12 protein-coding genes are annotated in these 15134 nt (G+C 71.7%); 3 read left to right on the forward strand and 9 right to left on the reverse strand.

What is annotated here, in order from left to right; all coding sequences use genetic code 11:
* Position 1 precedes the first annotated feature (1 nt).
* Together ACFYNU_RS09960 and ACFYNU_RS09965 are read right to left on the reverse strand one after the other, a co-directional pair.
* Positions 2–2449, reverse strand: a complete 2448-nt coding sequence (locus ACFYNU_RS09960; protein WP_356595367.1) for a protein kinase — start codon at positions 2447–2449, stop codon at positions 2–4.
* 101 nt (positions 2450–2550) lie between these two features.
* A complete protein-coding gene (locus tag ACFYNU_RS09965; protein ID WP_356595365.1) occupies positions 2551–3834 on the reverse strand; it encodes an adenylosuccinate synthase in 1284 nt (427 codons plus the stop codon).
* 197 nt (positions 3835–4031) lie between these two features.
* On the opposite strand from ACFYNU_RS09965, the gene ACFYNU_RS09970 reads away from it, so the two are divergent.
* Positions 4032–4871 (forward strand): diacylglycerol kinase, encoded by an 840-nt coding sequence (locus tag ACFYNU_RS09970; protein WP_356595363.1) that lies wholly within the window; start codon positions 4032–4034, stop codon positions 4869–4871.
* A gap of 84 nt (positions 4872–4955) precedes the next feature.
* On the opposite strand, the gene ACFYNU_RS09975 is transcribed toward ACFYNU_RS09970, so the two are convergent.
* Positions 4956–5504, reverse strand: coding sequence for a MarR family transcriptional regulator (locus ACFYNU_RS09975; protein WP_356595361.1), 549 nt, complete (start codon positions 5502–5504; stop codon positions 4956–4958).
* A 112-nt stretch (positions 5505–5616) separates the two neighbouring features.
* Here ACFYNU_RS09975 and ACFYNU_RS09980 point away from each other — a divergent pair, with 112 nt between their 5' ends.
* A complete protein-coding gene (locus ACFYNU_RS09980) occupies positions 5617–6600 on the forward strand; it encodes an ABC transporter ATP-binding protein (protein ID WP_356595359.1) in 984 nt (327 codons plus the stop codon).
* Entirely contained in the window at positions 6597–8255 is a 1659-nt protein-coding gene (locus ACFYNU_RS09985) for an ABC transporter permease (RefSeq protein WP_356595357.1), read from the forward strand. The genes ACFYNU_RS09980 and ACFYNU_RS09985 overlap by 4 nt, the downstream gene beginning before the upstream one ends.
* 53 nt (positions 8256–8308) lie before the next feature.
* Here the strand turns inward: ACFYNU_RS09985 and ACFYNU_RS09990 are convergent, their stop codons facing one another.
* The 6 genes from ACFYNU_RS09990 to ACFYNU_RS10015 form a co-directional block, all read right to left on the reverse strand.
* Positions 8309–9553, reverse strand: a complete 1245-nt coding sequence (locus tag ACFYNU_RS09990; RefSeq protein ID WP_356595355.1) for a cytochrome P450 — start codon at positions 9551–9553, stop codon at positions 8309–8311.
* Positions 9554–9655: 102 nt separating this feature from the next.
* Positions 9656–10315: a response regulator transcription factor gene (locus tag ACFYNU_RS09995; RefSeq protein ID WP_356595353.1), complete on the reverse strand. Its 660-nt coding sequence runs from the start codon at positions 10313–10315 to the stop codon at positions 9656–9658.
* Complete coding sequence (locus ACFYNU_RS10000) at positions 10312–11661, reverse strand: histidine kinase (protein WP_356595351.1); 1350 nt, start codon at positions 11659–11661, stop codon at positions 10312–10314. Before ACFYNU_RS10000 ends, ACFYNU_RS09995 begins: the two co-directional genes overlap by 4 nt.
* A 96-nt stretch (positions 11662–11757) precedes the next feature.
* Positions 11758–12651 carry an NmrA family NAD(P)-binding protein gene (locus ACFYNU_RS10005; RefSeq protein ID WP_356595349.1) on the reverse strand — a complete coding sequence of 298 codons (894 nt, stop codon included), beginning with the start codon at positions 12649–12651 and terminating at the stop codon, positions 11758–11760.
* 52 nt (positions 12652–12703) lie between these two features.
* Positions 12704–13540 carry an alpha/beta hydrolase gene (locus ACFYNU_RS10010; protein WP_356595436.1) on the reverse strand — a complete coding sequence of 279 codons (837 nt, stop codon included), beginning with the start codon at positions 13538–13540 and terminating at the stop codon, positions 12704–12706.
* A gap of 250 nt (positions 13541–13790) precedes the next feature.
* Complete coding sequence (locus ACFYNU_RS10015; protein WP_356595347.1) at positions 13791–15068, reverse strand: serine hydrolase domain-containing protein; 1278 nt, start codon at positions 15066–15068, stop codon at positions 13791–13793.
* Positions 15069–15134: the final 66 nt, after the last annotated feature.

Genomic DNA, 15134 nt, shown 5'->3' on the forward strand with positions numbered 1-15134 from the left:
GTCACTGCGTGGACGGCCCCGGCAGTTCCGTCGAACGCACCGTCCCGTCGTGGAACATCAGGAACACCACCCCGCCCACCGAGATCAGCTCCGGCTCCCAGACGGCCCCGTCGATGCCCTCACCGAGACCGCTGGTGGCCCGGTTGCCGGGAGCGCCCTCGATCCGCGAGCGCGTCCCCTCGGGCGCGTCGCCCGACACCGGGAGTGTGTAGAGGAACTCGTTGTCCAGGAAGACGGCCGTGGAGCCGACCACGGACGCCTCGGACCGCAGATACTGCCCGTCCCGCGGCGCGGGCGGGAAGGTGCCCACCGTGCGCGGGTCCGCGTCGACGCCGCCGCCGAGTTCGGTGAGTTCCATCCTGGTGTTCTTGGCGTCGGGTGCCAGGCGGTACTCGGTCATCCCGACCGCCACCAGTTCCTCGGGCCGCTCGGACCGTGGCTCCCGTGTCGCGAGTTCCACCGGGCGCAGCGTCTCGGCGTCCAGCGCCACACTGCCGCCGCCCTCGATCCCGCACAGCACCTCACCGCTGCGCACGCGCACGCTCACACAGTCACCGCCGCCGCTGTTGCCGTCGCTGTTGCCGTCGCCGTCGCCGTCGCCGTCGCCCGCCACGGTGTACGGCGTCGGCTTGCCCGTACGCGCGTCGAACCCCGTCAGTCCGCCGTCCGTCGACGCGATGAGACGCCCGCCCGCGAAGGCCGTCGAGCCGAAGCCGCCGTACGCCGCCTCCGCCCCGACATACGTCGACAGGGCGCGTTTCCACAGCGGTTCGCCGGTGGCGGCGTCGAAGGCGTGCACCTGCGTGCCCTCGCCCCGGGTGGTGAAGAAGGCGACGCCTTCGGCGGCCAGCACGTCGCCCTCGTTCGACAGCCGCACCGTGCCCTCGCCCTTCAACTCCCGCTCCCAGCGCACCTTGCCGTCCTTGAGCGACCGGCCGCGCACCATGCCGCCCTCGGCCGACACGACCAGGTCACCGTGGATCGCGGGGTTGCTCGCGTCACCGGGCAGATACATCCCGCTCGACGCGCCGAGCCCCGGCGCCTCGCCGGGCACCGCCGAAGGGGCCTTCCAGCGGGGCTCGCCGTCCGCCGCGCCGACCGCCTCCAGGCCGCCGTAGAACATCCGGCACACCAGGATGTCGCTGGTCAGCGCGCAGTCCCAGGGCCGGCCGCCCAGCTTCGCCGTCCACGGCCGCCAGCCGTCCGGGCGGGCGGCAGGATCCGCCGGGAAGTGGCGGCCACGGTTGACGCCGTGCTCGTCGAGTCCCACGAGCGTCGCCGGTGTTCCGGCCCCGGGCCCGGAGGTCTTGGGGGCCGGATCGTCCTGGAGCGCGCGGACACCGAAGGCGCCCAGCACGCCGACGGCCAGCGCGCCGGCGACGACCGCGAGGACGGTGGCGGTGGGCCGACGCGGCGCGGCCGGTGGCCGGGGCGCCTCACGCGGCGGGCCGCTGACCGTCCGGGCGCTGTGCACGGGGGACGCGCCCGGCATGGTCGGCAGCCGCCCGGCGAGCGGCCCGGCGGCCCGTACGGTGTCGGCCAAGGCGTCCTCGTACCGGGCGACTTGGGCCCGTACCCCGTCCGGCCAGTCGATCCGGTCCGACGCGCCCGCGTCCCGCAGCCGGGTCTCCAGCTCGATCGCGTCGGGGCGCGCCGACGGGTCGGGCCGCAGACAGTCCTCGATCAGCTCCCGTAACTCGGCCGGCACGTCGTCGAGTTGGGCCTCGGCCTGCGAGATCCGGTACAGCACGGCCGCCACCGGGCCCGTACCGAAGGGGCCTTCGCCCGTCGCCGCGTAACAGAGCACGGACGCCAGCGAGAAGACGTCCGACGCGGACACCACATGCCGTCCGCCCAGCACATGCTCGGGCGACATGTAGCCCGGCGAGCCGACCATCGCGCCGGTCGCCGTCAGGGTGCTCGCGCCGAAGTCGCGGGCGATGCCGAAGTCGATGACGCGCGGGCCTTCGGCGCCGAGCAGGACGTTCGCGGGCTTCAGATCACGGTGCAGGACCCGCGCGTGGTGGATGCCGCGCAGCGCCCGTACGAGGGCGAGGCCCAGGCTCCGTACGGTCCGGGCCGGCAACGGGCCCGACTCCCGTACGGCGTGGTCGAGCGTCGGGCCCGCGACGTACTCGGTGGCGAGCCAGGGCGCGGGCGCGTCCGCGTCACCGGCCAGCAGACGCGCGGTGAACCGGCCTTCGACCGCGCGGGCGGTGGCCATCTCACGGCGGAAGCGGTCCCGGAAGGCGTCGCCCGCGGTGCTGAGCAGATCGGCGCGCACGACCTTCACGGCGGCGAGCGACGGGACGCCGTCGGCGGCGCCCCCGGGAGAGGGGCGGGTGTCGGCGCCCAGGAACACCTCACCCATGCCGCCGGAGCCGAGCCGGGCGAGCAGGCGGTAGGGCCCGACCTGCCGTGGCGACCGTTCATGAAGCTCACCGAGCATCGGACGTCCGTCCCCCCGTGGTGTCCGCGATGCCGGAGCGCACAGCTCCGCCCCGGAGGCTGTCCTCACCCCCGGGGCGGCACCCTAGTTCAACGGACCGACTACAGGAACGAGTTGATCTGAATCGTCTCCGTACGGCCCGGTCCCACGCCGATCGCGGAGATCGGCGCGCCCGACATCTCCTCCAGCGCCTTCACATAGTCCCGCGCGTTCTTCGGCAGATCCTCGAACGTCTTCGCCTTGCTGATGTCTTCCGTCCAGCCCGGCAGATACTCGTAGATCGGCGTCGCGTGGTGGAAGTCGCTCTGGCTGTACGGCAGTTCCTCGACGCGCTTGCCGTCGATCTCGTACGCCACACAGACCGGGATCCGCTCCCAGCCGGTCAGCACGTCCAGCTTGGTGAGGAAGAAGTCCGTCAGACCGTTGACCCGCGTCGCGTAGCGGGCGATCACCGCGTCGAACCAGCCGCAGCGGCGGTCGCGGCCCGTCGTGACACCCCGCTCGCCACCGATGCGGCGCAGCGCCTCGCCGTCCGCGTCCAGCAGCTCCGTCGGGAACGGGCCCGCGCCGACACGGGTCGTGTACGCCTTGAGGATGCCGATGACCCGGCTGATCTTCGTCGGGCCGACACCGGAGCCCGTACAGGCGCCGCCCGCCGTCGGGTTGGACGAGGTCACGAAGGGATAGGTGCCGTGGTCGACGTCCAGGAGCGTGCCCTGGCCGCCCTCGAAGAGGACGACCTTTCCGGCGTCGATCGCGTCGTTGAGGACGAGCGTGGTGTCGCTGACGTACGGACGCAGCTTGTCCGCGAAGACCAGCAGCTCCTCGACGATCTTCCCGGCCTCTATGGCGCGCCGGTTGTAGAGCTTGGCGAGGATCTGGTTCTTGAAGTCCAGCGCCGCGTCGACCTTCTGGGTCAGGATCGACTCGTCGTAGAGGTCCTGGACGCGGATACCGACCCGGTTGATCTTGTCGGCGTAGGTCGGGCCGATGCCACGGCCCGTCGTGCCGATCTTCCGGGAGCCGAGGAACCGTTCCGTCACCTTGTCCATCGTGGTGTGGTACGAGGTGATCAGATGGGCGTTCCCGCTGATCAGAAGCTTCGACGTGTCGACGCCGCGGTCGTTGAGCCCACTCAGCTCGGAGAGCAGGACGGCCGGGTCGATGACGACGCCGTTACCGATCACCGGCGTGCATTCAGGCGAGAGGATTCCGGAAGGGAGGAGATGCAGCGCGTATTTCTGGTCGCCGACGACGACCGTGTGGCCGGCGTTGTTGCCACCTTGGTAGCGCACCACATAGTCCACGGATCCACCGAGCAGGTCGGTGGCCTTTCCCTTGCCTTCGTCACCCCACTGAGCACCGAGCAGCACAAGTGCGGGCACAGGCGTACACCCCTTCCGGGCGGGGCATGTCCAAGGCCAGGGGACGCGCATACGTAGGACGCACGCGTGACAGACATCGCACGACGCTGTACGACGAAGCCTGAGCCGTCGAACCGGTTGCCCCGGAATAGACCAAGCCCCTGGCGCAATAGCGCAAGGGGCTCTTGCACAAAGATGCTACCCGAGGAAGGACCGAGGTGTCGGCTCCCGAGCCCGCCGAGAACGGTGCGCAGCAGCTTCTGGTGGTCATCGACCCGGTCGCCCGCCGGACCGACGGCGAATCCGTGCGTATCGCGAAAGATGTGCTGAGCGCGGGCGCGACCGCGAAAATCTGTCTCCCCGAGGGGCCCGCCGAGTTCGCTCGGGTGCTGGCCCGCAGAGGCGCGCGGCGGCCGGTGGTGATCGGCGACGACCGCGCCCTGCTGCGGACGGTGGCCCTGCTCCACCGGGAACGCGACCTGGCGGCAGGGGTGCTGTCGCTGGTGCCGGTCGGGGTCTCCGTCGAACTGGCGCGCTCGCTCGGTGTGCCCACGGGCGCGGTCGCGGCGGCGCGGGCGGTCCTCGACGGTGTCGTACGGCGGCTGGATCTGCTCGTCGACGACAGCGACGGGGTGGTGCTGGGCGATCTGCGGATCCCGGCGCTGCCCTCGGCGGCGGGCCGCGCCGGCGGGCCGGGCGGGCCGTCCGTGTGGGACGCCTGCCGCTCGCTGGTGCGGACGCTGGTCAAGCCCGTGCCGCAGTTGCTCGCCGGGCATCCGCACCGGCTGCGGGTGGAGGCGGACGGTGTCGTACTGAGCGATCTGGACGAGCCGGTCGAGCATGTGACGGTGCGCTCGCGGGGCGGCCGGGCCGAGGTCGTGGTCCGCAGGCACGCCTCGTCCGAACCGATCACCGCCAGCGCGCTGTCGGTGACGGTCTCGGGGGCGGACTTCCGCTACCGGGCGGACGCGGCGGTGACGGGGCCGGTGCGGACGCGGACCTGGACGCTGCGGGCGGGGGCCTGGGGGCTGACGCTGCCGGCGGAGGCCGTGTCTTAGGGCCGCGAGGGGGCGCGGTGCGGTGCTGAGCCGGCTCGGCCGGCCCGGCCGGCCCGCGAGCGCACCGTCACATGCTCGACCGGCTCAGTCGGCTCGGTCGGCTCGGTCGGTGAGGTGCTCCGCCTTGTACTTCGCCCAGCGCTCCATCATCGTCCCCAGCTCGTTCTCGACGAAGCTGAAGAACTCCATCGTCTCGTTGATCCGGCGCCCCTGCGGTGTGTCGAGACCGAAGTGGTCGACCCCCTCGCGCAGCGTGGCCTGCCAGCGCCGCAGCACGGAGTCGCGGCTGGTCAGCGTCTCGTACCACTGGTCGCCCTGCACGCGGTAGCGCTCGCGCCGTGAGCCCGGTTCGCGTTCGCGGCTGACCATGTCGACCTGTGCGAGATAGCGGATCGCGCCCGACACCGCCGCCGGGCTGACCTTCAGCTGCTCGCCGAGTTCGGCGCTGCTCATGACGCCGTGCTCGGAGGAGAGCAGCGCGGCGAAGACCCTGGCCGGCATGCGCGTCATGCCGGCCTCGACGAGCTGGGCCGCGAAGCGTTCGACGAACTGCGAGACGGCTTCCGCCTCTTCGTCGTGGACGCTCTCGCGGTTGTCGCCTCCGGCACGGCCGTCTTCCCGCCGCTGATTCATCCGCTGACCTCAGTCTCTGGTTCCGTGCTCGCTCTCCGGCGCAAGTCTATCGAGCCCATTTATACGCTTCCTTAACTTCACAAGTTTCTGAAAGAAGCGTACGTTCAGAAACATGAAGAAGGCAATCACCGTCGCCGGACTGCACAAGTCGTTCGGCCGAACGCACGCACTGGACGGCCTCGACCTCACCGTCGACTCCGGCGAGGTCCACGGCTTCCTCGGCCCCAACGGCGCCGGCAAGTCCACGACCATCCGCGTCCTGCTCGGGCTCCTGCGCGCCGACTCCGGCGCCGCCCAGCTGCTCGGCAAGGACCCGTGGAAGGACGCCGTCGCCCTGCACCGGCGGCTCGCCTACGTACCCGGCGACGTCGAGCTGTGGCCCAACCTCACCGGCGGAGAAGCCATCGACCTGCTCTCCAGACTGCGCGGCGGACTCGACCGGGGGCGCAGGGACGAGCTGATCGAACGGTTCGACCTGGACCCGACCAAGAAGGGCCGCGCCTACTCCAAGGGCAACCGGCAGAAGGTCGCCATCGTCGCCGCGCTCGCCTCCGACGCCGAACTGCTGCTCCTGGACGAACCCACGGCCGGTCTCGACCCGCTCATGGAGGTCGTCTTCCAGGACGTCATCCTCCAGGCCAAGGCCGCGGGCAAGACCGTGCTGCTCTCCAGCCACATCCTGGCGCAGGTCGAGAAGCTCTGTGACCGTGTGAGCATCATCCGGCAGGGGCGGAACGTGCAGTCCGGCACGCTCACCGAGATGCGGCACCTCACCCGTACGACCGTCGAGGCCGAGACCGAGCGCCCGGCCACCGGACTCGACGCCCAGCCCGGCATCCACGGGGTGCGGCTGACCGACCGCAGGGTGCACTTCGCCGTCGACGGCGCGCACCTCGACGCCGCGATCCGCAGGCTCGGCGAATTCGGCATCCGCAGCCTGATCAGCCACCCGCCGACGCTCGAAGAGCTGATGCTGCGTCACTACGGGGACGAGCTGGCGGCCAACGGACACCCCGGCGGCGCGACCGGCGACGACGACCTCGCCGACCTGCCCGCGCAGGCCGAGACCGGCAGCGGCAGTGGGGTCGTCCGATGACCACCGTCACCGCGCCCGCCGCCGGGCGCACGTCCGCGCCCGCCCGGAGCGGGTCCGGCGCCTTCGCCGGCACCGGGACCCTGATCCGCTTCGGGCTGCGCCGGGACCGGGTCCGAATCCCCGTGTGGATCCTCGCGCTCACGCTCGGCACCCTGACCACGGCGGGCGAGTTCACGACGCTGTACTCGACCGCCAAGGAACGCGCCACCGCAGTCAGCAGCATGGACAGCCCCGCCGCGCTCGCGATGACCGGCCCCCGCCACTACCTCGACGACTACAACATCGGCTCGATGATGGGCCACCAACTGCTCGGATTCATGGCCGTCCTGGTCGGCCTCATGAGTGTCCTGATCATCACCAGGCACACCCGCAACGAGGAGGAGACCGGCCGCGCCGAACTGGTGCGCTCCACCGTCGTCGGCCACCACGCGCAACTCGCCTCCGCGCTGGCCGTCGCCACCGTCGCCAACCTCGCGCTCGCCGCCCTGCTGGCCCTGAGCGTCCTGTCGACGGGCGTCGAGGGGATCGGCATCGGCGAGGCGCTGCTGTACGGGCTCGCGCACGCCGCCGTCGGCCTCGTCTTCGCGGGCTTCGCCGCCGTCACCGTACAGATCACCGCCCACACGCGCGGCGCCTCCGGCATGGCACTCGCCGTGATCGGCGTCGCCTACGTGCTGCGCGCCTCCGGCGACGTCGGCAACGACGCGCTGTCCTGGCTCTCCCCGATCGGCTGGGTCCAGCGCACGTACGTCTTCGTCGACAACCGCTGGTGGCCGCTGCTGCTCTGCCTGGCGCTCGCCGCGCTGACCGCCGCCGCCGGGTTCGTCCTGAGCACGCGGCGCGACGTCGGCGCGGGCCTGCGCTCCGCCCGGCTCGGGCGGCGCACTGCCTCCGGCGCGCTCACCCGGCCCATCGGCTTCGCGCTGCAACTGCACCGGGCGACGCTGCTGGGCTTCGCCGCCGGGCTGTTCGTGATGGGCGTGATGTACGGCTCCATCCTCGGCGAGGCCGCCGACATGATGAAGGACATCGAGCAGGTCCAGGAGGCGCTGGCGGAGATCGGCGGCGCGTCCGTCGCCGAGTCGTTCGCGTCGATGGTGATGGTCGTCATCGCCGTCGTCGCCGCCGTGTACGTGGTGATGGCCACGCTCCGGCCGCGCGCCGAGGAGAGCGCGGGCCGCGCCGAACCCCTGCTGGCCACCGGGCTCTCCCGGAACCGCTGGGTGGGCAGCCATGTGGCCGTCGCGCTCGGCGGCGGTACGGCGGTGCTGCTCGTGGCCGGCCTCGGCTTCGGCGTCTCGGGCGCGGCCTCGGTCGGTGACGGCGACCTCGTCCTGCGGCTGACCGGCGCCGCGCTCGCGTACGCGCCCGCGCTGTGGGTGACGGTCGGTGTGGCCGTGGCGCTCTTCGGCTGGTACCCGAAGGCGGGAGCGGCGGCCTGGCTCGTGCCCGTGTACGCGTTCCTCGTCGGGTATCTCGGGCCGATCCTCCAGCTCCCCGACTGGACGAACGACCTGTCACCCTTCGGGCACGTGCCCCAGCTCCCCGCCGCCGACATGAGCTGGACACCCATGCTCGTCCTCACCGCCGTCGCGGCCGGACTGATCTGGCTGGGCCTCGCGGGCTTCCGCCGCCGGGACCTCGAAACGAAGTGACGGCGCGCGAGGTCGGGTGAGGGCCGGGGTGTGGCGCCCCACGGGGGTGGGCGTCACATCTCGACCAGCAGCTCCTTCACACCCCGGATCACATATCCCGGCTTCCACTCCGGCTCGGCGACGAGCCGGAGTGTCGGCGCGCGGCGCAGCAGCTCACCGAACGACGCGGCCAGTTCGAGCCGCCCCAGCGCAGCCCCCAGGCAGTAGTGGATCCCCGCGCCGAACGTCACATGCGGATTGTCCGGGCGGGCCAGATCGACGGTGTCCGGGCGGTCGAAGCGGGCCGGGTCGCGGTTGGCGGAGCCGAAGAGCAGGGCCAGCTCGGCGCCGCGCGGCACGACCGTGCCGTCGATCTCGATGTCGTCGAGCACCCACCGCTCGAACATCTGGAGCGGGGTGTCGTACCGCAGCAGTTCCTCCACAGCTGTGGACAACGACACCTCACCGGAGCGCAGCGCCGCCAGCTGCTCGGGGTGCCGGAACAGCGTCCACCAGCCGTTGACGGTGGTGTTGACCGTCGCCTCGTGCCCCGCGTTGAGCAGCAGCGCACAGGTGGAGATCATCTCCTGCTCGCTCAGCCGGTCCCCCGCGTCCTGCGCCGCGATCAGCGCCGAGAGCAGGTCACCACCGGGCTCGGCCCGCCGGGCGGCGATCAACTCCCGCAGATAGGCGGTGAATTCGAGCGACGAACGGACCGCCCGCCGCGCCGCGTCCTCCGTCGGATTCAGCTCGTACATCGCGCACATGTCGGCCGACCAGGGCCGCAGCAGCGCCCGGTCCGCCGCCGGGACGCCCAGCATCTCGGCGATGACGGCGACCGGCAACGGCTCCGCCACCTCGGCGAGCAGATCACCACCGCCCGCCGCGCACAGCCCCTCCACCAGATCGGCGGCGAGCCGCCGCACGGTCGGCGCCAGCACCTCGACGGTGCGCGGCGTGAAGGCCTTCGAGATCAGCCGCCGGATCCTGGTGTGGTCCGGCGCCTCCAGATCGAGCAGACCGTTGCCGTTGAGGATGTGGAACGGCTCGTGCGCCTCGGGCGGCGGCGTACGGCCGAACTCCTCGTGCGTGAAGCGGTGCAGATACGTCCGCCCCAGCCGCCGGTCCCGCAGCAGCGCCGACACATCGGCGTGATGCGGCACGAGCCACTGCCGCGACGGCTCGAAGTAGTGCAGCCGCCCCCGCTCGCGCAGCTCCGCGTAGACGGGATACGGGTCGGCGACGAAGCCGGCCGACCACGGGTCGAAGGCCACGGCCGAAGCGGAGGAGCCATGAAAGGACTCGGAGGACACTGCCATACCCGCACGCTACTGACCCCCACCCCCGACTCCCACCCCCGGGCCGGCTCTGCCCCCGACCAACCACACCCGGCGCCTTGTCCGGCCGCTACGAACCGGTGATCACCCGGGGGTGACCAGTCTCGCCTCGTACGCGAACACCGCCGCCTGGGTGCGGTCGCGCAGGCCCAGTTTCACCAGGATGCGGCTCACGTGCGTCTTGATCGTGGACTCGGCGACGACGAGGTGGGCGGCGATCTCCGCGTTCGACAGGCCCTGGGCGATCAGCACCAGGACCTCCGTCTCGCGTTCCGTCAGCTCGCCCATCTGTGCCAGCGCGGGCGGGCGCGGGGACTCCGAGAGTTTGGAGAACTCCGTGATCAGGCGGCGTGTCACCGTCGGCGCGAGCAGGGCCTCGCCGGAGGCCACCACCCGGACGCCGTCGGCCAGTTGGCGCGCGGAGGCGTCCTTGAGCAGAAAGCCGGAGGCCCCCGCCCGCAGTGCCTGGTACACGTACTCGTCCAGGTCGAACGTGGTCAGGACGAGGACCTTCGCGTCCGCGTCCGCCGCCACGATCTCGCGTGTCGCCTCGATGCCGTTCAGCTCCGGCATCCGGATGTCCATCAGGACCACGTCGGGCGCGAGGGCCGCGACCTGGGTGACGGCCTCGCGGCCGTTCACCGCCTCGCCCACGACCTCGATGTCCGGCATCGCGTTCAGCAGGACCGAGAAGCCCTCGCGGACCATCACCTGGTCGTCGACGATCAGCACCCGAATCGTCATGACCGCTCCTCGCCGGCCGCCGGGGCGGCGTCCTCGGTCGTGTCCTCGTCCGAGGCGGCGACCGGTATGAACGCGGCCACCTCGTAGCCACCGTCCGCCAGCAGCTTCGCCGTCATCTCACCGTTCAGCATCGACACCCGCTCCCGCATCCCCGTTATGCCGTGCCCGGCACCCGGTGACGGCTTCACCAGTCCTCGCGGCGGTGTGTTGACGATCCGCAGGCCGAGCCCGCCGAGCACGTACGAGACCTCGACCGTGGCCGTCGCCCCCGGCGCGTGCCGCAGCGCGTTGCTGAGCGCTTCCTGGATGATGCGGTACGCCGACAGCTCGACGCCCTGCGGCAGCGCCCGGACCGCGCCGGTGACCGTCTTCTCCACGGTCAGACCCGCCTCACGGACGTTGGAGAGCAGCCCTTCGAGGTCGGTGAGGGTCGGCTGCGGGGCGTCGGGGGCGTCGTAGTCCTCGGCCCGTACGACTCCGAGGACACGGCGCAGCTCGGTCAGGGCCGCCACCGCGTTCTCCCGGATGGTGGCGAACGCCTTCTCCAGCTCGGGCGGCGGATTCTCCACCCGGTACGGCGCGGCCTCCGCCTGGATCGCGACCACCGACATGTGGTGCGCGACGACGTCGTGCAGCTCACGGGCGATGGTCGTGCGCTCTTCGAGCAGCGTGCGCCGGCTGCGCTCGACCGCGGTGACACTGACCTGCACCGCCACCTCGTTCTTCGCCTCACGGCGGATGTGGATCGCGGAGACGGTCAGCAACGAGAGCGCGGAGAGGAAGAGCATGGGCGCGCTGGTCGAGCCGTATCCGACGCCGCCGCCGAAGAGTGCCCCGACGACCAGCGAATACCCCAGCGTGATCACCCACATCCAGGCCGCGGTGCGCGGCGTCGTCCGTATCGCGACGATCGTCATCACCGCCAGATACGAGGCGAAGGCGGAGGGCGTCCACGGCCAGTCCGAGTAGTAGGAACCCACCGCGATCGAGCCGGTGAACGCCGTGACCGCGAGGGCCAGCCACCAGGCCGCGACCGGCCTGACCAGGACCAGCAGGACGGGGGCCACCGCGAGCAGGTCGAGACCCGTCCCGTTGCCGATCCCGACGAGCAGCGCGAACAGCGCGCAGCCGACGATCGCGACATGCGGGAACCAGCCCGCGTGCTCCCGTACCGCCCCCGGCAGCCGGCGGGTGATCGGACCGTCCGTCGACACGCGGGGCAGCGGCCGGTACGCGAAGGCGTCGTGGAACAGGTCCTGGCGAAGGCTGGAGAGCAGCCCCGCGGCCACTCGGACTTCGGGGCTCCGGGCTTTCCCGGTCGCGGTCTTCGTGTCTGTCTTGGTCACGTTTTCAAAGGTAGAGGGAGGGACGGGTACCGGTCGTCACCAGTGATAGGGATACTTTCCCCTCCCTCCCAGGTACTACAAGGACACCCACGAGAGCTACACGGCCCGGAACGCGTCCGCGTGCTCGGCCGCCCACTGCGCGAACGTACGCGCGGGCCGACCCGTGACCTCCGCCACCGTCCCGATCGGCGTCCGGCCCTCGGGCGGCGTGTTCCCGTACACCTCCAGCAGGAATCCGATCACTTCCTCCGGCTGCCCGGCCGCCCGCCACTGCTCCAGCGCCTGCGCCTCGGTCAGCTCGACCACCTCGATCGCCCGCCCGCGCGCGGCGGCGAGCGCGTCCGCCTTGTCCTGGATCGTCAGCGCCTCGGGCCCGGTGATCAGATACGACTTACCTCCGTGCCCGTCCTCGCTGAGCGCGACGGCGGCGACGGCCCCGATGTCCCCCTCGTGGACCATGGCGCTCAGCCGGCCGACGAACGGCTCCCGCACGGTGTCCTCGGCGCGGACGCCCTCCGCCCACTCCAGCGCGTTGGCCATGAATTCGACGGGCATGAGCACGGTCCACGCGATGTCGCCCGCCATGACGGCGTCCTGGAGCGGGGTGTCACCGCCGCCGTTGAGCACGGTGATCCGGCGCACACCCGCCTTGGCCGCCAGCTCGACGATCTCGGGACCCGTCTCCAGCGCCGCGAAACCCCCGCCGTCGAAGGTGATCAGATGCAGCCCGGTGACGCCCTCCAGGGCCGGGACGAGCGACGCCGGATCGGCGAGGTCGCCGCGTACCACCTCGACGCCGCCCGGAAGACCCGAGAAGTCGGAGAAGTCCGCCTTCGCGGGGTCGCGGGTCAGGGCGCGTACACGGTGGCCCCGGCTGAGCAGTTCGCGGACTATCTGGCGGCCCACGGTGCCGGTGGCACCCGCCACGAGATTCACGGTCGGGGTCGCGTTCGGGCTTACGGTCGGGGTTGCGTTCGCGTCGTTCGTCATGCCCCGAAGGTAGGAGGGCTTGCGGTCAGCTTCTGTCCGCGAGACGCCGCGCTCAGTACGCGAGCTGCGCCAGTTCCTCGGCCACCACCGCGCACGCGTCCGCCCCGGGGTCGACCGGCGCGTAGTGCCCCACGTCCTCCAGGAGCGTGAGGCCGACCATCTCCCCGGCCCTCGCGGCGGCGTCGACATACGCCTCCGCCACCGCCTGCGGCACGATCGTGTCGTCCCGGCCCTGCACCACGGCGGTGGCGATCCCGGTGGGCAGCAGGGCCGACGGGTCCGCGCTCTCCTTGCGTTCCTTCAACTGCGTCTCCCCACCGAGGAGTTGTACGACGGCTCCGCCGCACACACCCAGCTCGACGGCCGTGCCGAAGTCCGCGATGGGCGCGATGGCGACGACGCCGCGCAGCCTCGGCGGCGCGTCCAGCCGCCACGGCGATCCCACGGGCAGCACATGGCGCGCCGCGGCCCAGAGCGCGAGATGGCCGCCGGCGGAGTGCCCGGTGACCACGATCCGGCGCGAGTCGGCCTGCGGGAGGGCGTCGGCGACGAGCGCGGGCAGCGCGTCCATCACGGTGGCGATGTCGTCGAAGGTCCCGGGCCAGCGCCCGGCGACGGGCTCGCCGCCGGACACGGCACCGTCCTCGCTCCCCCGCCGGTACTCCACGTTGGCGACGGCGAACCCGCGCCGAGCCAGAAAACCGGCGAACGGCGTGAGATGCGACCGGTCGTACGGCGACCGCCACTCCCCGCCGTGCAGCACGACCACCAGCGGCACACCCTCGCGCCCGCCGCGCGGCGCGTAGAAGTCGACCACCTGATCAGGGTGTTCCCCGTACGCCACGCTGACGTCCGGCTCCACCCCCGCCCGCGACAGCAGCGCCTTCATCTCGGTGCGGTCACGGGGGACCGCACCGGCGTCGGCGGAGTCGGCGGCGGAATCTTGGGCGGCGGAATCCGACACGCTGCTCCAACCTTTCGATGAGAGACCCGAATTGACCTGATCAGCGGGGACGCTACCAGCATCCACGCCCCAGGTTTACGGCCCCGGTCCCACCGCCGACCGCCCCGCCACCGCGCCCCGCCACCGCCTCCGTCGGTCCCCGCGCGTCAGCGCCCCCGGATCAGGTCGGTCCGTCTCACCGCTCACCGCCGCAGATCGCCCGGTCGAGCAGCGCCTGAACGGCCCTCTCGGCGGCGAACAGCGACTCGTCGTCCGACTTCTTGCCGGTCGCGTTGACGACGACCGACCGCTGCCCGTCCTCACTGACGGCGGTCCGGACGGTGGCCCCTTCCAGGTCACCACCGTGGCCCCAGCGGAATCCGCCGCAGCTCAGCGGCTGCCGCATCACCCCGAGCCCGTAGTTCAGCCCGGGAAAGATCACCTGGAAGTCCGCGCCGGCGGGGACCACCTCGCGCAGCTCCGCCATCTGGGCCGGCGGCAGCAGCCGACCACGCTGGAGGGCCGTCAGGAACCGGTCCAAGTCGCGCTCGGTGGAGACCAGTTGACCGGCGGACGACGCCCACGACACATTGCGGACCGAGGTGTCCGTCCACCCGGTCGAGCCGGGGAACTGCTGATACGAGTGCGTGTACGGCCCCTTGAGACGCGGGTTGTCACCGGGGGCGTACGTCTGGGTGAGCCCCAGCGGACGGACGATACGGTCGCGGACCTCCGTGTCCCACGACCTGCCCGTGGCCTTCTCGATGATCATCCCGGCGAGCAGATAGCCGGTGTTGGAGTAACTCCACTGCGGCGCCGGGTCGTTCGGGTCGGCGGGCTCGAAGTCCGGCTCGTGCTTCATCGCCCGCGCCACGGCCTCCCGCGGCTCGTAGCGTTCGAACCTCGTCCGCTCGAAGTCGGCGGCCGTGTTGCCGGTGTCCTCCGTGAAGTCGTAGTTGTAGAGGCCGCTGGTGTGCTGGAGCAGATGCCGCAGCGTGACCCGGCTGCCGTCGTTGCCGTTCCCCGCCACGACGCCGGGCAGCCACTTCTCCACGGTGTCGTCCAGCGACAGCCGTCCCTCGGCGACGAGTTGGAGGGCGACCGTCGACACGAACGTCTTGGTGACACTGGCCGCCCGGAACTCCGCCTCGTGCACCACCGGACGCCCGGTGCCCAGCACCGACTCCCCGGCGACCGCGTACGTACGGCGCTGCCCGTCCCGTACCTGTACGGACATCCCGATGTACCCGGCCTGCTTCAGCGTTCTGTTCACTTCACGCTGCAACTGCTTCTGCGACAGCGCGGCCGTCGCGGCGTCCCGGCCGTCGCCGGCCTTCCCGTGCGCGGGCGCGGGCCCGGCGGACACCCCGAGGGACACGGCGCAGACGGCGGCGGTCACGAGCGCGGTGACTGCCGGCAGACGCGGCAGGCGCGACGTGCGCGGACGGCGTGAGGTTTTCGCGTAAGTGGTCATGCCTGAAAGCCTGTTGGAACACACGCGCCGATCCCATGACGGAGGCACCCGTTCGCGCGGTGGGGT

The sequence above is a fragment of the Streptomyces sp. NPDC006643 genome (genome assembly GCF_042870175.1).
Lineage (GTDB): Bacteria > Actinomycetota > Actinomycetes > Streptomycetales > Streptomycetaceae > Streptomyces.

Excerpts from the sequence above, each read along its gene's own strand:
- ACFYNU_RS09960 (WP_356595367.1), bottom strand. The coding sequence starts at position 2,449 with ATGCTCGGTGAGCTTCATGAACGGTCGCCACGGCAGGTCGGGCCCTAC.
- ACFYNU_RS09975 (WP_356595361.1), bottom strand. The coding sequence starts at position 5,504 with ATGAATCAGCGGCGGGAAGACGGCCGTGCCGGAGGCGACAACCGCGAG.
- ACFYNU_RS09980 (WP_356595359.1), top strand. The coding sequence starts at position 5,617 with ATGAAGAAGGCAATCACCGTCGCCGGACTGCACAAGTCGTTCGGCCGA.
- ACFYNU_RS09985 (WP_356595357.1), top strand. The coding sequence starts at position 6,597 with ATGACCACCGTCACCGCGCCCGCCGCCGGGCGCACGTCCGCGCCCGCC.
- ACFYNU_RS09990 (WP_356595355.1), bottom strand. The coding sequence starts at position 9,553 with ATGGCAGTGTCCTCCGAGTCCTTTCATGGCTCCTCCGCTTCGGCCGTG.
- ACFYNU_RS09995 (WP_356595353.1), bottom strand. The coding sequence starts at position 10,315 with ATGACGATTCGGGTGCTGATCGTCGACGACCAGGTGATGGTCCGCGAG.
- ACFYNU_RS10005 (WP_356595349.1), bottom strand. The coding sequence starts at position 12,651 with ATGACGAACGACGCGAACGCAACCCCGACCGTAAGCCCGAACGCGACC.
- ACFYNU_RS10010 (WP_356595436.1), bottom strand. The coding sequence starts at position 13,540 with ATGAAGGCGCTGCTGTCGCGGGCGGGGGTGGAGCCGGACGTCAGCGTG.
- ACFYNU_RS10015 (WP_356595347.1), bottom strand. The coding sequence starts at position 15,068 with ATGACCACTTACGCGAAAACCTCACGCCGTCCGCGCACGTCGCGCCTG.